Below are 21,078 nucleotides of genomic sequence, written 5' to 3'. Positions count from 1 at the left end.
TCTCTCTGTCCCGCCGCCGCCCCCGCCCCGCCGCGTTGCCTCTCTCTGTCCCGCCGCGTTGCCTCTCTCTGTCCCGTCGCCGCCCCCGCCCCGCCGCGTTGCCTCCCTCTGTCCCGTCGCCGCCCCCGCCGGTACGGGCACAGCGGTGCTGTGCCCCCTGCGATGCCATTCCCCCATAATGCTAGTTGACAAAGTGTTCACCTCATGGTATTCTCTTGGCGGATCGTCATTTAGGCAAAGTACACAAATCTATGGCCGCTCACTTTGTAAGCCTTATCCTCCTCGTACTCGTACTCCTCCTTAGCCTTATCGGCGGGTGGAGCAAGCGTGTTTAGGGAGGGGAAGGTCACAAAGCCCCGGCTCAGGAAGTAAGACTGAACCTCCCGCCTTGCGGGAGGTTTTTTAGTACCCGTGCGAGGATACGCGATGCGGCTCATCACCATCATCATCGGCTACTGGCAACAACAGTTGTTGCGGCCGCAACTCGCGCTGGCGCCGGTTATTATCATCCGGCGCCGTTAGATCCACGCTCAGTTCACCGCCGCCTTGCCAGCGCATTGCCTCGCGACTGGCGCTCACAGAGTGGTGAGCAGCGGCGCAGCGCCCCATTGCTGTGGCTCGTCGGTTGTTGGATCGGTCGTCGCCAGCGGTGCAGCGCACTGAAGCGCTCGACACCGTTGGGTACGGCTGCGTGCAAAGGTTTTGTTTCAGACTCATCATCACAGGAGTAGTTCGATGACCAAACCACTCACCGGCGCCCAGATTATGTGTGAGGCCCTCATCCGTGAGGGGGTCGAAGTTATGTTTGGTATCCCCGGCGGCGCAATTATGCCCTTCTATTACGCGATGTGGGATTACCGTGACCGGCTACGCCACGTACTCTGCCGCCACGAGCAGGGTGCCGGCCACGCCGCTGAAGGCTACGCTCGCGCTACCGGCAAAATTGGGGTCTGTATCGGCACTAGCGGCCCCGGTGCTACCAACCTTGTCACTCCGATTGCCGATGCGATGATGGACAGCACGCCGCTGCTGGCGATTACCGGTCAAGTTGGCAGCCACGTGCTCGGCAAAGATGCCTTCCAAGAGACTGACATCACCGGCATTACGATGCCGATCACCAAGCACAATTATCTAGTGAAAAATGTCGATGAATTGCCCTATGTGTTCAAAGAGGCAATCCATATCGCTACTACTGGCCGGCCCGGCCCGGTGCTGATCGACATTACAAAGGATGCGATGCAGAAGACGACCGTGCCCAATTGGGATATCAAGCTCAATCTACCCGGTTACAAGCCCACGTATCAAGGCAACCGCCGCCAAATCCGCGAGGCAATTAAGCTGCTGATCAGCGCTAAGAAGCCACTGATTATTGCCGGCCACGGCATCATTATGGCCGGTGCCCACCGCGAGCTGCAAGAGTTCGCCGAACGGCTGCGCATCCCGGTGATTACGACCCTGCACGGCATCGGCGCCATTCCCGAAAATCACCCGCTCGCGATCGGTATGCCCGGTATGCACGGTTGGGTTCACGTTAATCGCGCCATTCAAGAGTGTGATGTATTGTTCAATATCGGTGGCCGCTTCGATGACCGCGTGACCGGCAAAGCCAGCACCTTCGCCCCCCACGCTCGCATTATCCACGTTGACATTGATCCGTCTGAGATTGGCAAGAATGTGCGGGTTGATGTGCCGATCGTCGGCGATGCTCGCCTTGTGTTGCAAGCACTGCTGGAAGACCTACCGCCGCCCAGCGAGCTGGCCGAGTTGCATACCCATGCTTCTGACTGGATGGAGCACATCCGCGAGATGCAAGACAAGCATCAGGGCAAGCAGCAGTACAAGAATCGGGCCGCGATGGCCAATATGTCACTGCCGCCGCACGATGTCTACGAAGCGCTCAGCCGCACCCTTAACGCGCGCGGCAACTATCGCGTCGTTACCGACGTTGGTCAGCATCAGATGTGGGCGGCGCAGTTGATTGACTGGAATCATGGCCCCCGCACCCATATCACCTCCGGCGGTGCCGGTACGATGGGTTTCGCCGTCCCGGCGGCATTGGGGGTGGCGATTGCCTACCCGAACGAAACGGTGTGGGCGATCGTCGGCGACGGCGGCTTCCAGATGACCAATCAAGAGATGGCGACGATCGTGCAAGAGGGGTTGAAGAATGTGAAGGTGGCGGTGATCAACAATGGCTACCTCGGCATGGTGCGCCAGTGGCAAGAGCTATTCGAGCACAAGCGTTACAGCGGCACCCCGCTCTCTGGCCCTAATTTCGCCAAGCTGGCTGAAGCCTACGGCTGGAAGGGGCTTACGGTTGAACGCAGCGAAGATGTGCAAGCCGCGATCGACGAAGCGCATGCTACCGATGGCCCGGTGCTGATCGACTTCCGCGTCGAGCGTGAGGTCAACGTCTTCCCGATGGTGCCGCAGAACAAGTCGATCGGCGAGATGATTTTGTCGGAGTCGCAGGCGTAGGGCGCCAATACCATTTCACTTGAGGAGTAGCAACCATGAAAAAACACACCATCGTCGCCCTTTTGCAAGATCGGCCCGGTGTGCTGAGCCGCGTGATCGGGTTGATCCGCCGCCGCGGCTACAACATCGAGAGCTTGGCCGTCGGCCATAGCGAGACCGCTGGCGTTAGCCGCCTTACCCTCGTAGTCGAGTCGGAAGATGTTGAGCAGGTTGTCAAACAACTCTACCGGTTGATCGAGGTGATTAAGGTAAGTGATGTCACCGATGATCCGACGGTTGAGCGCGAGATGACAATGATCAAACTGCACGCTCCACCTGCAGCACGCCACGAGATCATCTCGATGTGTAGCGTCTTTGGGGCGCGGATCGTTGATGTTGGCTCGAATACGATGATTATCGAGATGACCGGCACCCCCGGTAAGGTCGAGAATTTCATTGAGGTGGTACGTCCCTACGGGATCAAAGAGATGATGCGCACTGGCCGGATTGCCATGGTACGCGGCGCACGCGGCCACAACGCCAGCGAGTACGTTGAGCCGGCTACCAATGGCGTAGCTGTACCAGCCCTTAACTAGTCGCGCGATCCTCTGAGACGCCCTCGCTGGGCGTCTCAGTGGTTCTTGTTACCGTGCGCGGCGGATGATCGCCGCATAAGTTATGAGGAATAACATAACATGGCAGAGCTGTATTACGACAATCAGGCCGATCTCAACCGCTTGAAGAACAAGCCAATTGCCATCATTGGCTTTGGCAGCCAAGGTCATGCCCATGCCCGCAACCTTGCCGATAGCGGCCTCGATGTGCGGGTTGGTCTTTACCCCGGCTCGAAGAGCTGGAGCAAGGTTGAAGAAGCTGGCTTAAAGGTGATGACTGTCGCCGAAGCGGCCCGCGAAGCGCAGGTGGTTATGATTCTGACCCCTGACATCGGACAAGCCGACTTGTACCGCGAGCACATCGCGCCAGCAATGGAACCGGGCAAAACGCTGATGTTCGCCCACGGGTTCAACATCCGCTTCGGGCAGATTGTGCCGCCCAAAGGCATCGATGTGAGCATGGTCGCCCCAAAGGCACCCGGTCACCGCGTGCGCGAGGTGTTTGTGCAGGGCGGCGGCGTGCCGGCGCTGATCGCCGTCGAGCAAGACGCCACCGGCGGCGCGTTTGAGGATGCGCTGGCCTATGCTAAGGGCCTTGGCTGTACCCGCGCCGGTGTGTTGCGCACGACCTTCGCCGAAGAAACCGAGACCGACCTGTTCGGCGAGCAGGTGGTGCTCTGCGGCGGTGTCAGCGCGCTAGTCAAGGCCGCTTTTGAGACGTTGGTCGAGGCCGGTTATCAGCCGGAAGTTGCCTACTTCGAGTGCATGCACGAGCTGAAGCTGATCGTTGACCTGTTCTATCAGGGTGGTCTTAATTACATGCGCTACTCGGTGAGTGATACCGCCGAGTGGGGCGATTACACCGCCGGCCCCAAGATCATCACCGATCAGACCCGCGCCGCGATGCGCCAGATTCTGGCCGACATCCAGAGCGGCGCCTTTGCCGAAGACTGGATCGACGAAAACCACAATGGTCGGCCCCGGTTCAACGCCTACCGCCAAGCCGATATTAATCACCCAATTGAGCAAATTGGCCGCGAATTGCGCCGCATGATGCCCTTTGTTAATCCGCGCGAAGTTAAGCCGGGCGAGGGTGGGGCGTAAGGAGTTAGGGCCAAGGCAATGCCTTGCCCCTGCGTGAGCGGATTGCACCTGCACAAACAGTACACGTACCTGTATCATTGCGAGCCGTAGAGGGGCATCACGTAGTGCTGCCCCGCCCGGCGAAGCAATCCCCCACGAGCACGGCAGAGGTGCGCTCAGGCATGCGTTCCGCCAAAGTGGGAGATTGCTGCGGGGGCTTGCGCCCCCTCGCAATGAAGAGGGCTGCCCGCCCTCACAAAGACGTATAGGCACCTATGCAATGGCAGCGTGAGCACCCCCGCCCAATAACCACGCGGAAATTGACTACCATCACATCAGGAGGCAACAATGACCAACACTACCGAACCGAGTGTAGATTACGTCCGTATCTTTGACACGACTCTGCGCGATGGCGAGCAGGCCCCCGGCTGCACCATGACGCTGGAAGAGAAGCTGGAAGTCGCTCGCCAACTGGCTCGCCTGAAAGTAGATATTATCGAGGCCGGCTTCCCCGCCGCGTCACCCGGCGACTGGGCCGCAGTGCATGAGATTGCCCGCGAAATCGGTACGCCCGATGGCCCGATTATCGCGGCGCTGGCCCGCGCGAACCGTGATGATATTGATAAGGCATGGAGCGCGATCCAGCCCGCAGCTAAGAAGCGCATCCATACTTTTATGTCAACTTCCGACATCCACCTCGAATACCAATTTCGCAAGACGCGGGCCGAGGCGCTGCAACTCATCCACGAAATGGTGAGCTATGCCCGCTCGCTGTGTGAGGATGTCGAGTTTTCGCCGATGGATGCCGGGCGCACCGATCCGCTCTTCTTGCGCGAGGCGGTGGCGGTCGCGGTGGCAGCGGGTGCCACGACGCTCAATATCCCCGATACGGTTGGCTATCTCACCCCCGACGAGTATGGTGCGATGATCCGCGATCTGCGCGAGCATGTGCCGGGGATCGAGAACTGCATCCTCTCGACCCACTGTCACGATGATCTAGGGATGGCGGTGGCCAACTCATTGGCCGGGGTACGGGCCGGTGCGCGGCAGGTGGAGTGTACGATTAACGGGATCGGCGAACGGGCCGGTAATGCTTCGCTCGAAGAGGTAGTGATGGCGCTGCACACGCGCCAGCAGTATTATGGCTTGCGCACCCGGATCGAGACGCGCGAAATCGCCCGCACCTCACGGCTGGTCAGCAGTTTCATTGGTGTACCGGTACCGCCCAACAAGGCCATCGTCGGCGCGAACGCCTTCGCCCACGAGTCGGGCATCCATCAGGATGGTGTCTTGAAGTATCGCCAGACCTACGAAATCATGAGCGCCGAGACGGTTGGTCTCGACAGCAATACGTTAGTGCTGGGCAAGCATTCTGGCCGCCATGCCTTCCGCAAGTACCTTGAAGAGAAGGGTTATACACTGAACGATGACGAGTTCCAGCACGTCTTCACCCGCTTCAAGGAGTTATGCGACCGTAAGAAGAAGGTCGATGACCGTGACATCGAGGCGCTGATTGCAGGTGAGATGCAACACACACCAGAGCTATACAAGCTCGATCACGTTCAGTACACATCAGGCGTGGGAATGATCCCAACCGCTACCGTGCGCTTGATCGGCCCCGATGGTCAGGCTAAGACCGATAGCGCGCAGGGTACCGGCCCGGTTGATGCGGTCTATCAGGCGATTAACCGGATTATTCAACGCCCGAACGAGCTGATCGAGTTTTCGATCAACGCGATTACCGAGGGGCTGGATGCGGTCGCTGAGGTGACGGTGCGCATTCGCGAGCAGGGTGCGCCGGCCCGCCTAAACGAGAGCAGCAGCACAGCGACGAGCCTAACCGGTCGCCGGCAAGCGCAGCAGATCTTTAGCGGTTACGGTGTGAATACCGACACCATCGTCGCCGCGGCCCAAGCGTATATGGCAGCGTTGAACAAGATGCTGGCCGCTCGCCAAGAGCGGATTAAGGCCGAGGCGATGGCCTATTCCGCCGGGTACAGTGGTGAAGCAAACACGTTGCCGGTGGACATTTTCGGCGGGAGCACCCTCGGATAGGACAAGCTGAGTCGATGCGCGTAAGGGCGAAGTCTGCTTCGCCCTCACCCATCGTTTCATTCCCATGACATACACGATTGCCTATCTCGGCCCACCCGGCACCTTCAGCGAAGAAGCTGCATTAGCGCACGCCGCCGAACGTGATGCGCGTCTGTTGCCGCTGGCCAGCATTCCAGCGGTAGTTACCGCCATCGAAACCGAGGCGGCAACGGTCGGCGTGTTGCCAATTGAGAACCTGCTGGAAGGAAGTGTCAGTTATACGCTTGACTTGCTCATCCACGAAACCAATTTGCAAATCGCCGGCGAGATTGTCGTCCCAATTCGTCAGTATCTGCTGGCACGGCCCGGGTTGCAATTAAGCGACATCAAAGTCTTGTACGCCCATCCCCAATCACTCGCCCAATGCCGGCGTTTTGTGGAACGCTGCTTGCCCGGCGTCGCGACGGTCGCATCGCTGAGCAACTCAGCCGCCCCTGCCGAGGCATTGGCCGACGAGCGACCGGCAGCCGCGATTGGCACCCTACGCGCCGCCGAATTGGTTGGAGCCAGCATCTTGGCCCGCGAGATTGCCGATAGCCCGCACAACGTCACTCGTTTCATCGTGCTGGCCCGCGAAGACGCGCCTCCTACCGGCGATGACAAGACCAGCTTCTGTTTTGGGTTTACCCGCGAAGACCGGCCCGGCAGTCTGGTTGGCGCACTGCAAGAATTGGCTGCGGAAAACATCAACATGACCAAACTCGAGTCGCGCCCGACTCGTGCTATTCTAGGACAATATATCTTCTTAGTTGACATTAACGGACACCGCCGCGACCCCCACGTTGCCCGCGCTCTTGAGCGCATTCGCCAGCATACCGGTATGCTCAAAATCTTTGGCAGCTATCCGCGCTGGCGAGGAACCCATGGCAACCATCATCATCTGCGGCAAGGAGAGGAGAAATGAGCAAACCGCGCACCTTGTTTGAAAAGGTCTGGGACGCACATCTGGTGCGGCCAGAGACGCCGGAGACGCCGGCGGTGCTCTATATTGATTTGCATTTGATCCACGAAGTAACTTCGCCGCAGGCGTTTACCGAATTGCGCCAGCGCGGCTTGCGGGTACGCCGGCCCGACAAGACGTTGGGGACGATGGATCATAGTACGCCAACAACCCCGCGTAACCATCTCGGCATTATTCCGGTGATTGACCCAATGGCGATCAGTCAACTGGAGCAATTGCGCAAAAACTGCGCCGAGTTCGGCATTCCGCTGTTTGAGTTGGGTGATGAAAATCAGGGCATTGTGCATGTGATCGGGCCAGAGCAGGGGTTGACCCAACCGGGCATGACAATCGTATGCGGCGATAGCCACACCAGCACCCACGGCGCGTTCGGCGCGCTGGCGTTCGGTATTGGCACCTCAGAAGTTGGGCACGTATTGGCGACCCAGTGCCTCTTGCAGCGCAAGCCCAAGACCTGCGCCGTGCGGATTGATGGCCGGCTTGGCCTCGGTGTGACGGCCAAAGACATTATTCTGGCGCTGATCGCCAAATATGGCGTCGGCGGCGGAACCGGTTACGTCTTTGAGTATATGGGGGAAGCGATCCGAGCACTCTCAATGGAAGAGCGCATGACGATCTGCAATATGAGCATCGAAGGCGGGGCACGAGCCGGGATGGTTGCACCCGATGACACTACCTTCGAGTATATGGCCGGACGACCATTCGCACCGAAGGGAGCTGATTTCGAGGCGGCGGTGGCACGCTGGCGCACCTTGCCCTCTGATGAAGGCGCAGTCTTTGATCACGAATTAACGCTCTCGGCCAGCGAGTTGAAACCGATGATTACCTACGGGACTAACCCCGGCATGGGCATTCCCATTGACGCTCCAGTGCCACGACCAGAAGACATGCCTGACCCACGCAGCCGGGCCGCGCTCGACAAAGCGCTGGCCTACATGGGGCTTGAACCGGGCAAGCCGCTGCTGGGGCATCCGGTCGATGTGGTCTTTATCGGTTCTTGCACCAACTCGCGGCTATCTGATCTGCGCCAAGCGGCCCAGTTCTTCCGCGGGCGTAAGGTGGCGCCGGGGGTGCGGGTAATGGTCGTACCCGGCTCGCAGCAAGTCAAGCGGGCTGCTGAAGCGGAAGGGCTGGATCGCATTTTCAAAGAGGCAGGTGCCGAATGGCGCGAAGCCGGCTGCAGCGCCTGCTTGGGGATGAACGACGACAAAGTGCCGCCCGGCAAGTACGCGGTCAGCACCTCGAACCGCAACTTCGAGGGCCGGCAAGGGCCGGGAGCACGCACGATGTTGGCCAGTCCGTTGACCGCCGCCGCCACCGCCGTGACTGGTGTCGTCACTGACCCGCGCACGTTGTTGAATTAACCTCAAGGAGAGCGGTATGCAACCTATTGCAACCATCACCGGCAAAGCGGTCGTCTTGCCGGTTGAAAATATCGATACTGACCAGATCATTCCGGCCCGCTTCCTCAAAGTTACCGACAAGAGTGGACTAGCTGCCGGCTTGTTCGAGGCGTGGCGCTACCTGCCCGATGGTACTCCCAACCCTGATTTCCCGCTCAATCGGCCAGAAGCGGCAGGCGCGACGATCCTGATCAGCGGGCGCAACTTCGGCTGCGGTAGCTCGCGTGAGCATGCACCGTGGGCTTTGCAAGACTACGGCTTCCGCGCAGTGATTGCACCCTCGTTTGCCGACATTTTCCGTAGCAATGCGCTGAAAATTGGCTTACTGCCGGTGACGATTGAGCAGACGATCTACGACGAGCTGGTGGCGATGTACGCCAGCGATCCGCAGATGACGCTGACCGTTGATCTGGCTGCGCAGACAGTGACACTGCCCAATGGCCGACAGGTGAACTTTCCAATCGATGCGTTCAGCAAATATTGCCTGTTGCACGGCGTTGACCAGCTTGGCTTTTTGCTCAGCCAAGCCGATGCTATTGCCGCATACGAAGCGAGCCACCCGCAGCCAGTGAAAACCACTGGCTAATGCGAAGGGCGCAACGTGTAACAACGCAAAGGCGCAAGGGGCGCAGAGGTATATAGGTATATACAGTTGTTCATACCAAGTACGCTTATTGCTCCTATTACCTTTGCGGCTTCGCGACTTTGCGTTTGCCATTCTTTGCACTTTTGCGTTTATTCCTCATCTGTGCGCAACCAACTGACGCTGGCTACGTTATTATAGATAGGAGCAGCAGCGCCGGGCTGATTCTGCGCATCACACCAATCGTCCCATGCACCGACTTGCCCGCTGGTTCTTGATTGTCTGTCTCATCTTCTTAGCAACCCCGTTGCACGCGCAACCGGCGGGTGGTTGGAATGTGGCTGAGTTTTTAGCCAAACAACCCGGCCTCTTGAAAGACCTTCGTACTGACGAGCGCAGCGCGGCCCAGATCATCGAAGAGCAGAGTACCTACTACGGCGTTAGCCCATTTCTAACCCTTGCCCTGCTCGAAGCGACCGCCGGCTTGCTTAGCAATCCCACACCGCCGGAGGCGGCGATCGCCCAACCCTTCGGCGCGCACGGGCCGGTTGGCTTTGCCGCGCAGATCGAGTGGGCGAACCGCGAGCTGCGCGCCGGGTTGGGGCCATACCAGCAACCGCCTACTATCCGGTTGCGCGACGGCTTGACCCTGACCCTCTCGCTCGATGAACCGGCGGAATGGATTGCGATCAAGCGCTTTCTAGCACGGGGACGCGATTCGGCTGAGTGGTTAGCGGCCATCAAAGCGACACACACTGCCTTACGCACCTACTTTGATGCCCAGCTCGCACCGCCGGCCACGGTCGCGGCAGATGTCGCCGGCTGGTTGCGTGCGCCGTGGCCATTGGGCACACGGGTCACGCATCTTGCCTACTTTGACCACATGTACCCGATGGTTGATCTTGGTGGCGACGGCAACAACGAGATGGTTGACTATCTGGGCCGACGCAACGTACAGTACAACAGCCACGACGGTCACGATTACGTCTTCCCCGATGCACCGTTCGCCACTCCCATCCTCGCCGCCGCCGCCGGCAGTGCGTATGCCTTTAACGAATCGCGCGGGATGGGAGTGGTCATTGTCCACCCTAATGGCTACGAGACGGTGTACTGGCATCTCAGCGCACTCGATCCGATCTTCAACAATGGCAATGGCATTCGTGTCACCACTGGCCAACAGATTGGCGTTAGCGGCGCTAGCGGCGTAAGCGGCACACCGCATCTGCACTTTGAGGTGCGACGTTGGGAAGGCGGCATTCGTAAGCAGGTTGACCCGTATGGTTGGTACGGCCCCGGCCCCGACCCGTGCCCGGCTTACGCCGGCTGCGCGGCCAGCACGTGGCTCTGGCACCCTGATTTGATCGGGATGTACGATTTTACGCCGCCCAACTACACGCCACCGCCGAGCGATACCACGCCGCCAATCGGAACGATGCGGGTCGCGCCACCTGCCGATCTGTTGCTAGCAGTCACCTTCAATGGGCACCCACTGCAAACCGTTGGGCAAGGATTGCCGCAGATCAACGGCACGCCAAGCTTCGGGCCGGGCCGGTTTGGGCAAGCACTGATCAGCGACAACGCCGAGGTTGCATTCCCTACCACCGGCAATCTTGATGTCGTCCAAGGTACGATTAGCCTGTGGGTCAAGATACCGGAATACTATCCGGCTAACCGTCGCAATCGTCATTACCTCCTCGCTGCCAGCGCCGAACCAGAAGGAGCACCCGTCTATACCGGCACGCTAGCGCTGCGCCGCGACCAGCTCGGCCCTGATGGGAGCGCACAGTGGACGTTCTGGACGGTAGGGGATGCCAGCAGTGGCGAAGATCTGCTTAGCGTGCCGGACACCTTGGCGGCAGGATGGCATCACTTCGCGGTGAGTTGGGACGCAACGAGTGGCAGCAAAGCCTTGTACATTGACGGTATCCTCGTGGCTGAACGGCGTAATGCTGTCTTGCCAATCATCACCGGCGTACACTTACACCTTGGCCGCTTTAGTACCGGTAGTGCGGCTGCTGGGGTACGCTTCGACGAATTAGCCATCTTCGCCCGTCCGCTCACTGCCGATGAAATTGCCGACCTAGCGACAGGGCCACTCTTTGGGCCAGAACCGATTGGTGTAACCGACCGCGCCATCCGCATCGACACCAATGCGATGGATGACAACGGCGGGATTGCGGCGGTCATCCTTGGTATCAACGGCGAACTGAGCGATCCAATGCCCTACTACGATAGCTACCGTTGGAGCCTGCCGCCAGTCGAAGGCGAGCACGTCGTGGAAGTTCGCTACCTTGATCGAGCCGGCAATACGACGACCGTCTCGCAAACAGTGACTCTCAATCTGCCGCCGCGGGTTGATCTCCAAACCACGTGGCTCACCGATGACACGGTACAGATACGAATCAATGCCACCGATCATCACTTACCAATCGATATGCAGTTTAGCGACACCCCGACCTTCGACGAAGCGCCGTGGCTGCCGTTGCTGCCAGAGGTGCGCTGGCGGTGGGATGGAACTGAACTCCCGCGCCTGTTTATGCGTTTCCGCGATGCCACCGGCCTGCCGAGCGAGCCGGTCGAGATTGAGCGGCAGTATCAGGTATTTGTGCCGCTGGTAGGGAGGTAAGGCGCGTTAAAGACGGGCATATCCGGTAATACCGCCCTTAAGCGCCTCTGCGGTTATATCGGCGTTAACCCCCACCCATGGCGCCGTGATCGCAATCACACCCACGCTTAACATACTCATGACACAGGCTTAATCGACAATGTATATATTAGTAGACGCAAGTGTCCGCGTTCAGGAAGGGAATTACCACTATGCGTCTCCGTGGGTTGACCATGTTTGTCGCCATCGCGCTGCTGATCGGCGCGATCAGTCCGTTGCCGGTATTTGCGGCAGCATCAGTGCCTACCTTTACCCTACTAGCCAGCTACACCACCGGACTCGGCAATTTGTCGGGAGAAACGGTTGCCTTTGGCCGCAACCGTATGTTCGTTACCAACAGCGTTAACAACTCGCTCGATATCGTCGATCTGAGCAACGCGAGTGCTCCCAACCGGCTGAGCCGGATCGATCTGTCGCCGTATGGAGCCGGGCCGAACAGTGTCGCCGGCGTGGCAATCTAGTGGCCGTGGCAGTGGAAGCCGCGCCAAAGACCGATCCCGGTTTTGTGGTCTTTTTTGACCTCAATGGCAACTACCTGAATCAGGTGCAAGTAGGGGCATTGCCTGATATGCTGACCTTCACCCCTAACGGTCGCTTGTTGTTGGTGGCCAACGAAGGTGAGCCGAACGACGATTACACCATCGATCCTTACGGCACGATCAGCATTATCCCGGTCAGCGGTAATATTCGTCGCCTAAGCGATCACGATGTCATCCATCTCGGCTTTGCCGAGTTTGAAATTGGCGGCATGTACCGCGACCAGTTCGATCCAGCGACTCGCATCTTCGGGCCGACGGCCAACGACCCCGATGCAGTACAGAAGAATCTGGAGCCAGAATACATCACCGTGACACCGGACAATCTGTTCGCGTATGTGACACTGCAAGAGAACAATGCGATTGCCAAGATCGATCTGCGCTATTTCTGCATCGAGTGGGTGCGTTCACTTGGCCTGAAAGATCACAGTCTGCCGGGCAACGGGCTTGATGCCAGCGACCGTGACAATGCGATCAACATCACCAACTGGCCAGTGTTTGGTATGTATCAGCCGGACGCGATCGCTAGTTACCGCGTGCGCGGACAGACCTATCTAGTCACAGCCAATGAAGGCGACGCGCGCGAGTATGCCGGCTACGTAGAAGAGGTGCGAGTTGGCGCGAGCCGGTACCGGCTCGATCCCACCGCCTTCCCCAATGCGGCGGCGCTGAAGAACAATGCGGCGCTAGGCCGGCTGACCGTTAGCATTGCCAGCGGCGATCTCGATGGAGACGGCGACTTCGATCAGATCCATGTGTTTGGCGCGCGTTCATTCTCAATTTGGGATGCTGAAGGCCGGCTGGTGTTCGACAGTGGCGATCAGATCGAGCGGATCGTGGCTGAGACGTATCCTACCTTCTTCAACAGCAACCACAGCGCCAACGATTTCGATACGCGCAGCGACAACAAAGGGCCGGAACCGGAAGGACTTGCGTTGGGATCGATCCGTAACCGGACGTATGCCTTCATCGGTCTGGAACGGCAGGGGGGTGTGATGATATTCGACATCAGTAACCCGACAGCGCCGGTATTCGTACAATATGTCAATAACCGCGATTTCAGTAGCGCCACCGTTGGGCCAGACAGCGGGCCTGAGATTGTGAAGTTTGTGCCGGCCAACCAAAGCCCAACCGGCAAGCCGTTGTTGCTCGTAGCGAACGAGATCAGCGGAACGGTGAGTATATACGAGGCGAATTGAACGATTCGCAATCCAAGCCCCTTCTCTCGGCCAATGAGAGAAGGGGCGATTCTACCTGTCTCTTCTACCTCCCTCGCCACCACGCCAGTGCGATCCCACCAATCAGGTGCAACGCTAAGACGCTAATGAAATAGACTGTGTGCGGGCCAACCGTCTGGCGAGCCGCATCAGGAGTAAGAATCGTCTCGATCCGGCCGGCGATAAAGGGGGTAAAGAAGTAGAGCGCACCGCAGCAGGCTACCGCCAGCCGCCATTCGTCACGTCGTGCTATCACCCAACCGAAAAAGATCGCCAGCGGCGTTGCCAGAATGACCAGCGCCAACCAGCGTAACACCTCAGGATTGCGGTTATCGCCAACGATAGTGTATGTAGCAGCAGCGATAGCCCAACCCACGAGGGTAGCGAGGGTGATGAACAAAAGCGTGCGCCTATCACGGATCATCGGTCTGATTGAGAACATCATCAATCACTTAAGACGGCGAAGCCGGCGCTCGATCTGGTCTTTGTACTTTTGAATGAGCGCATGCTGTTCAGCAATAGCGGTATCGATCTGTTCAACCTGATCTTCAAGCTGAGCCAGCGTTGCGACGTACCGCTGTCGCAACGCGCCTTCATCGCCATCGCTGCGCAGTGGCGCAATCTGCTGCTGCAAGCGTTGCTGACGCTCGAAGATACGCTGCCGTTCGCGCTCACGCTCGGCAATCGTCTGCTCGGCGGCACTGATCTGGCGGAAGAGGTTGAGTACACCTGATAACTGTTGGAAGGTTCCTGCATCGAGCACTTTGTCGCGTAGCCACTGCTGCAACTGTTCACCCGTTAGACTACTGATCTGCTCATAGCGTGAGAGCAACTGACGCTCGCAAACGACCAATTCGGCGCTGGCAAAAGCAGGAACAGCAACCGCCCACCGCGCAAGTTGATCCTCTTCACTCAATGGCGGTGGTGTATCAACAAGTTCGGCATTCTCGGCGCGAGGATGCTCAACGATGACAGTGCAAGGTTCGGCGAGAGTACTCGTGATGACATAGTGGTGAGATAAAAGCAGATACTCGTCAACGATCAAATCGCCGTCGTGTAACCTGATACTGTGCAAAGCACGGGTTGTTGCGGTCGTCTCTGCGACTGTCACACCTAATTCAACCGCGTGAAAGACATTGATCGCGGCGCCGGCGCGGGTAAAGGGCAGCACCGACTCGCCAGCGTATTCGCCGTTGATCAGTACCGTCACCGGACCTTGTTCAAGAGTTAGGCCCGTCTCATTGGTGAGGCGAATAGCCGCGAGCGGATGGCGTTCGCGCCGCGAGTGGTTGTAGACCAATTCGCGCCGGCCTGCCAATGCTGCGCCGATAATTGGAGCCATGGCCGATTTGCCACGCCCTACGCTGACCGGCTGGATCACGCGATAGGCAAAGAGCGCCCCTCGATCTTCCCCTTCGGCTACCGGAGAAATGCTTGCATCGATGGTCTTTATCGACACTTCCGGCGACTCAGCTTCTTTGCGCAAGAAATGTATGTCGCTATCTAATCCGAAAACCTCTTTTCGTAATGCCAGTGGCCGCATGAAGGCTTTTTTTGGTTGAGGACGCTGAACATCATCGATCACCGGGCGTTCAGGCGTCTGCGGTTCGTAAAGCCGGTAACGGAACGAAACAGGCTGACCGGCGACGAGCGTGACCTCAACATCAACCAGATCTTCTTCCAACTGATTATCAAACAGGCCCCAGCCCTGTAACAAGCAACGGGCCGCGCCATCACCGTCATCTTCGCAGATCAAGCGATAACTGACCCGCCATGCCGACGCCGGCGCGACATAGCCTACCAGTAGATCGTGCTCACCGGGAGTGAGGTGAATAGTAACGGTGCGATTGCGCTCATCGTTTTGGGCAGCGCGCAAGAAAAAGGCGAGATCGTTATGAGCCGCGTCATCGAGCAACTCAACGCGAGCGACATCATCGAGCGGGATAGGGCGCACAGCGCGTTCATCACTCAGATAGAGGCTTACTATTGCCCGCCGCAGCGGTTCTTCATCTTCCACATCTACCCCGATCACCAGACCGCTGATCGTCTCGCCCTGCTTACCGGCCAAGGTGAAGCGCACGGTACGCCCGCGCAGATCGCGGAGCAAATCGAGCAAGCTCCGCTCGTGCGAAAGGTGAATACTGCCGCGGGCGATTAACGCAGTGCGATCTTCGGGAGTGGTCACATCAATATTGCGCACTTGCCCGCTGCGGTCGATGACAATCAGACTCTTGAGCACATCGTCCATCGCCTCGAGCGGAAAGCTGAGGGTCAGTGTTTCACCGTTCAACGTCCCGCGCCGCTCAAAATAACCCATCCCGTGTTTGTAGAGCACCATCCGCTTCATGGGCAAGTTGCTCATGGCATTTCTCCCACAGGTAGCGTGTCAAGCCGGATCGGATTGTAGGCAGTGTACACCAGCCGGCTGACATCGGCAATCGCGCCGCCGAGCACTTCATCAGGCCATGCCCATTGGTCGCCAAGGGGTTTATAGACATAGATTGCCAGCACATAATCACCGCCGGTTGAGCGAACGATACCGGCATCGGCTTGGGTGTGTTCGATCCAACCCGACTTATGTTCAACCCGCACGCCAGCGGGGATACCGCCAACCATGCGCGTATCGTCAGCATTTTCTGACAGCAGATCGAGCATCTCTTGGCAGCGATTCGGCGTAAGCAGCTCAAACCTCTCAAGCAACGTCCCTTCACCACGAGCGCACTCATCAATCATGCGGTAGAGCTGCCCCATCGCATACGGAGTGGCCCGCAAGGCGCAGCCAGTTTCGGTGTACGGTGGTTCACCGACGGGGTCTTTCGGCCCGCAACGGAACTTGACATTATAGAGCTTGATGTAATCGAGCGACTCGAACGGAATATACAGATAGAGATGTTCGAGACCGAGATCGGCCAGCATATCGCTCATCTCTTCAGCGCCGCGGAAAGCCGTCTCGGTATTGGTGCCGCCGGCACCCGCCGCCAAAATATCATTCGCCGCCAGATTATCACTCTCGATAATCATCGCCCGCATGTTTTCCTTTTGCCGTTCGCTGAATTCGGCTAACTTGGCGTAGCCATACAACATAATTGCAGTTTTAATCGTACTCGCACCAGCAAACACACTGTGCGCATTCACCGCCACTTCGGCGCCAGTCGCCAGATCGTAAAGATAGACTCCGATCACGCCATCCCATGCGGCTGCCATCGCTTCAAGCTGTTCGGCAAGCTGCGCAAACGAAGCGCGGGGCGGATCAGTCGGCCAGCGAGTAAGGAATATCGGATCGGCGGTTTGGCCGCGGCGAAGGAAACTACTCACAATTTCAAATGAACGGTCGAGATTAATTTTTCGTCCGGGCACGTAGGCAAAACTGCGCGAGAGAACATCAGTTGAGCTAAGCACAGTCAGGGTGGGCGCAGTAGCCGACGCGACGGCAAACGCTGCCATCTGCTCACGCAATGCGGCTTGATCAAACGCCAACTGTAGCGGTACCGATACTGGCATATCGCTGCCTAGCGCTGGCGCTGCTGCCGCCAGCATTGCCGACAGATCAGGGCGTACCGCAATGGTGGTCGGATCGATAGTCTGGGAATACTCGTCAGCAACCAATTGCAACGGCATGATGTGTTCGGCAAGCGCGGCAGATAAGACAGTTTCTGCTTCAACAGGAGTCAGGCCACTAATCGACACACCAGCCACCTTAGAACTAGGCGCGTATACCGGCACGAGTGGCGGCAATACAGCAAGCGCTGGCGGTGTCCGCTCTACAGTTGATGCAGAAGCAACCACTGCATCAGCGGGTAACGAACGGGAAGCTGAGCTACATCCGGCAAGGACAGCCACGCAGAGCAGGGCGATGGCAACGAGACGGGGCCGGAGGTTCATAGTCGTGTTCATGCTCCTTTGCGATGTAGATTAGCAGGCAACACGCCCTCTCCGGCTAGGGAAAGGAAGCGTTTTCTAGCCTGCGCGAAACTCCTTTGGGCAATACGTTGCGCGTCGCTTCCTGCCAAGCAGAGCAGCCAGAGACTCCCGCTAGCAATGGAAAGCGAGAAGGGTAACAGCGCGACAGGCATCGTTCATTAATCCACACGTGGCCAGTAACGTACCGCCATCACTGATCTGGTTCAAGGTAGAACGTGAGCGGATAGCCAGCTTCACGGGCGGCGTGATGAGCCTGATAGACCCGCTCTTGCGCCTCTTGGAACGGTAACACCGTCACCAGCGCGCGCCCTTCGTAATGCGCCGTGAGCATCACTTGTTCGGCGCGGGCCAGATCAAGTTCAAAAAAGACGCGCAACACAATTACGACAAAATCCATCGGCGTCACGTCGTCATTTTCGACAATGACGCGATACGGACGCTCAAGCTCTTCATCGCTGGCAACCGCAAAGGTAACGGCGGGCCGCACGACGACTGTTGGTTGTTCAGTTGACATGGGCTGCTCCGACGGTGACAGCGAGAACCGATATTTTAAGGCAGTATAACACAAAGCGTTACTACTCTTTGCGCTGCCGGCGCCGTTTGGCCGCCAGCAAGGCTGCAATCCGCTCTTCGTCACTGAGGGTAGCCGCTGGCTTTGGCGGGGGCGGGGCAGCCGGCGGGGCCGACGGATCAGGCACGGCCACCCGGCGGGCAGGGCGTTTGAGCGGCACAGCAGTGAATTCGGGCAATGGTACAAACAGCCGGCGCAGCGCAATATCGATCGGCAACAGGATCAGCGCCAACCAGAGCAGTGGCATTGTTACAGGCCAGACATCGTACACAGCACGGGTGGTAGGCGTAAAGATAGCAGTTGGCGGTGGATCGACGCTACCGCCGGTCAGAGCCGCAATATCGACCAACAAGCCGGGGTTGGCGGCAAACCGGCCATATTCGGGTGAATAGCTCACAGCAAAGCCGGCAGTGGCGCTGCCGAGAGACTGACCGGCACGATCGAGGGCGCTGACCTGCACCAGATACGCACCCACCTGATCGATCGTCGCAATGGCGCGATAACGACCGGGAGCAACTTGGGTAAATGCCAGCTCAAAACTGGTGGCCAGCCCGCTGACCCGGCTACGAATCTCGCCTAGTTCAAGCGGCAAGCCTCGCTCATCGAGCGCCATAAGATCGATCTCGGCGCGATTAGCCATCACCGACGCAGTAAGGGCTAGCCGTTCACCACCACTGAGTGGCAGTGTCTCGGCAACCAGATTGGCGGCAAAACGGGGGAACTCAGGCCATGTTAACCACGCTGCCGCCCAACGACCACTCAGATCGCTCGTCCACGCCAACACGCGCCCCAAGCCAACCTGCGCCGTAGCCAGCAGCGGCGCACCATCATCGGCCACTAACAACGTGCGGGCCAGCGAGCGATGATCAGCAGCATTGCGACCACGCAACGGCGGCAATGGAGTCAAATCGCGCAGCCACGGTGTAGGTAAAGCCAACGCCGGCACAAACGGCTCTTCGATCAGATCACGATTCGCGATTCGGACTGTCTCCTCAAGAAAAATGCGCGGTAGCGCATCAGCCCGCTGCACGAGATAGTACCGTCCCCCGCCAAGCTGTGCCGCGCGCTCAAGCGCCGGATCGGTATCTAACCCGATCGCCACGGTGCTTACCGTCACCCCCTGCGCGCGTAGATCGGCGATCAGATCGGCATAATTGGTTTCGGAAATACCATCAGTGAGCAGAATCAGGTGACGAATCCGGGCATTTGCTCGCGTGATCGTTTCGGCAGCAAGCGCCACCCCGCTGCGAATATTGGTGCCGCCGCCGGCAGCCAACCGGCTGAGCGCATCTTCGATCGTGAACAGATCGGGCAGCGGTTGCAACGGTAGTAGCGTATCAGCAAAACTATCGAAGGCGATAATGGCGATCTGATCATGTGGTGACAAGCCGCGGCTAGCTTGATAAACAGCTTCGCGGGCCAGATCAAGTTGGGTGCGCCTCCCATCAACCGGCGCGCTCATACTGCCGCTGCGGTCAATCACCAGCACCAGCGCCAGATCGGGCCGCTCTACACGAAACGGCGGATCAAGCGCCACCGGCAAGATCGACTCAAGGAGCGATCGCCGCCAACCGCCGGCGCCAAACGACTGCGTGCCACCTATTACAAGCAACCCACCACCCAAATCGCGGACATATGAGGTCAAGGCGCGTTGCAGCGCCGTCGAAACCGACTCAGCCGGCGTATCAACCAATGCAATCGCATCAAATGCGCGCAGATCGAGCGGATTGGCCGGAACTTGCACTGGCGCTTGCACTGCAATCTCGATCCCGGCAGCCCGCCACGCAGCAGCCAGCGCAGCGGTACGTTCAGGGTCAACCGTGATCAACAACACCCGCGGTGGCCCACTGACAAACGTAAACGCTACTGCACGATTATTAGCCGGTTGGGGGTCGAACGGCGCAATCAAACGCGCCTCGAACTGGCGAAAGCCCGGATTGCCCGCCGGCGCGGTAAGCGTTATTTGATTAAGCCCGGCAGCCAGCTCAACCGGCTCTTCAACCGTCAACTGCCCATCAACGATAAGCTGCACCGTTGCCGGCCCGATCACTTCGCTGTCAATCTGTACCGTGAGCGGAATAGTTTGCTCAACGCTGGCCGTCGTTGGCGCGATTAATGCAGTGATAAGCGCATCAGGGCCGCGCTCGGCCAAGAGCGGTACAACTTCAATCGGTACGTTACGCGCCGCAGCCAGCCGAGCAGCGACCAGCGCATCGCCCTCATTTTCGCCACCATCGGACAACAACACGAGGCGTTGATGCATTGCGCCGGGCAAGATCGCCAACCCAAGCTGGATCGCATCTTCGATATTGGTACGCGACGCAATAACCAACGAATCGAGCCGGGTCAGCGGTCGCGGTGGCTCAGCCACGCGCTCTACTGCTGCGCGCGCACCAAAGACGATCACCGCCATGCGATCATCGGGATCGGCTGCGGCGAGGGCCTGTTCGATATACGTCAGTGCGGCAGCGCGTTGGGCCGGCGCCACTGAATCACTCGCATCAATCAGAAACACGGTGGCGGTGGCTTGCACGGGCCGGCCCACCTGCAAACCGGCTAACGCCAAAACCAACGCTGCGAGCAGCGCCAAGCGCCCAACGACCAGCGCCAACATGCGCGCCCGGCCAAGGCGACGGCGCAAATCGGCGCGGCCAAGCCACATGAACCACAGCAGAAGAATGGCGAGCGCAAACAGCCACAGAGCTGCCGGCTCAATCACACTCAGCACAATGACCTCCGTTCAACGGTTGCGGTGGATCGCTAGCCAGCCAACAACATTGTATACCAGATGCTGGGATCATCTCCTGTCATTGCGAGAAGGCGCACCTCCTTTGTCATTGCGAGGGCGCGTAGCGCCCGCAGCCATCGCCTACTCAGGCGGAGACAATATCGCTAGGCATCCGTCCCGTGCTCGCGGGGAATTGCCGAGGGCACACCAGAGTCGAAGGGCTGGGGACGGATCCGTCCCGTGCT

The 21,078-nt window shown here is 58.7% G+C and carries 15 protein-coding genes; 10 read left to right on the top strand and 5 right to left on the bottom strand.

What is annotated here, in order from left to right; genetic code table 11:
• Positions 1–735 precede the first annotated feature (735 nt).
• The 10 genes from ilvB (at position 736) to Q1A59_RS17470 (ending at position 13,595) form a co-directional block, all read left to right on the top strand.
• Complete coding sequence (gene ilvB / locus Q1A59_RS17515; protein WP_298406479.1) at positions 736–2,478, top strand: biosynthetic-type acetolactate synthase large subunit; 1,743 nt, start codon at positions 736–738, stop codon at positions 2,476–2,478.
• A gap of 35 nt (positions 2,479–2,513) precedes the next feature.
• Positions 2,514–3,053, top strand: a complete 540-nt coding sequence (gene ilvN / locus Q1A59_RS17510; protein WP_298406477.1) for an acetolactate synthase small subunit — start codon at positions 2,514–2,516, stop codon at positions 3,051–3,053.
• Positions 3,054–3,152: 99 nt separating this feature from the next.
• A complete protein-coding gene (gene ilvC / locus Q1A59_RS17505) occupies positions 3,153–4,175 on the top strand; it encodes a ketol-acid reductoisomerase (RefSeq protein ID WP_298406475.1) in 1,023 nt (340 codons plus the stop codon).
• Between the two features lie 327 nt (positions 4,176–4,502).
• Positions 4,503–6,209, top strand: coding sequence for a 2-isopropylmalate synthase (locus tag Q1A59_RS17500; protein ID WP_298406473.1), 1,707 nt, complete (start codon positions 4,503–4,505; stop codon positions 6,207–6,209).
• Positions 6,210–6,273: 64 nt separating this feature from the next.
• Positions 6,274–7,152 carry a prephenate dehydratase gene (gene pheA, locus Q1A59_RS17495; RefSeq protein WP_298406471.1) on the top strand — a complete coding sequence of 293 codons (879 nt, stop codon included), beginning with the start codon at positions 6,274–6,276 and terminating at the stop codon, positions 7,150–7,152.
• Positions 7,149–8,573, top strand: a complete 1,425-nt coding sequence (gene leuC / locus Q1A59_RS17490) for a 3-isopropylmalate dehydratase large subunit (protein WP_299645304.1) — start codon at positions 7,149–7,151, stop codon at positions 8,571–8,573. The genes pheA and leuC overlap by 4 nt, the downstream gene beginning before the upstream one ends.
• Before the next feature lie 16 nt (positions 8,574–8,589).
• A complete protein-coding gene (gene leuD, locus Q1A59_RS17485; protein ID WP_298406467.1) occupies positions 8,590–9,198 on the top strand; it encodes a 3-isopropylmalate dehydratase small subunit in 609 nt (202 codons plus the stop codon).
• 247 nt (positions 9,199–9,445) lie between these two features.
• On the top strand, positions 9,446–11,821 hold the full coding sequence (locus tag Q1A59_RS17480) for a LamG-like jellyroll fold domain-containing protein (RefSeq protein WP_298406465.1): 2,376 nt from the start codon (positions 9,446–9,448) through the stop codon (positions 11,819–11,821).
• Between the two features lie 191 nt (positions 11,822–12,012).
• Positions 12,013–12,321 (top strand): hypothetical protein, encoded by a 309-nt coding sequence (locus tag Q1A59_RS17475; RefSeq protein WP_298406463.1) that lies wholly within the window; start codon positions 12,013–12,015, stop codon positions 12,319–12,321.
• 5 nt (positions 12,322–12,326) lie between these two features.
• On the top strand, positions 12,327–13,595 hold the full coding sequence (locus tag Q1A59_RS17470; RefSeq protein ID WP_298406462.1) for a choice-of-anchor I family protein: 1,269 nt from the start codon (positions 12,327–12,329) through the stop codon (positions 13,593–13,595).
• A gap of 64 nt (positions 13,596–13,659) precedes the next feature.
• Here Q1A59_RS17470 and Q1A59_RS17465 read toward each other — a convergent pair whose 3' ends face one another.
• The 5 genes from Q1A59_RS17465 to Q1A59_RS17445 all read right to left on the bottom strand — a co-directional run bounded on the left by Q1A59_RS17465 (position 13,660) and on the right by Q1A59_RS17445 (position 20,833).
• Positions 13,660–14,037 (bottom strand): hypothetical protein, encoded by a 378-nt coding sequence (locus tag Q1A59_RS17465; RefSeq protein ID WP_299645303.1) that lies wholly within the window; start codon positions 14,035–14,037, stop codon positions 13,660–13,662.
• Positions 14,038–14,061: 24 nt separating this feature from the next.
• Entirely contained in the window at positions 14,062–15,975 is a 1,914-nt protein-coding gene (locus tag Q1A59_RS17460) for a hypothetical protein (protein ID WP_299645302.1), read from the bottom strand.
• A complete protein-coding gene (locus Q1A59_RS17455; RefSeq protein WP_298482128.1) occupies positions 15,972–17,495 on the bottom strand; it encodes a serine hydrolase in 1,524 nt (507 codons plus the stop codon). The genes Q1A59_RS17460 and Q1A59_RS17455 overlap by 4 nt, the downstream gene beginning before the upstream one ends.
• A 229-nt stretch (positions 17,496–17,724) precedes the next feature.
• A complete protein-coding gene (locus Q1A59_RS17450) occupies positions 17,725–18,048 on the bottom strand; it encodes an ATP-dependent Clp protease adaptor ClpS (protein WP_298406456.1) in 324 nt (107 codons plus the stop codon).
• Positions 18,049–18,109: 61 nt separating this feature from the next.
• The gene (locus Q1A59_RS17445; protein ID WP_299645301.1) at positions 18,110–20,833 is read right to left on the bottom strand and encodes a VWA domain-containing protein; all 2,724 of its coding nucleotides are present in this window, start codon (positions 20,831–20,833) and stop codon (positions 18,110–18,112) included.
• Positions 20,834–21,078: the final 245 nt, after the last annotated feature.

Origin of the sequence: uncultured Chloroflexus sp., assembly GCF_937951745.1 — a bacterium.
In the GTDB taxonomy this organism is placed as follows: domain Bacteria; phylum Chloroflexota; class Chloroflexia; order Chloroflexales; family Chloroflexaceae; genus Chloroflexus.
The sequence above is the reverse complement of the archived record's forward strand: the minus strand, read 5'-3'. Positions and strand labels throughout refer to the sequence as shown.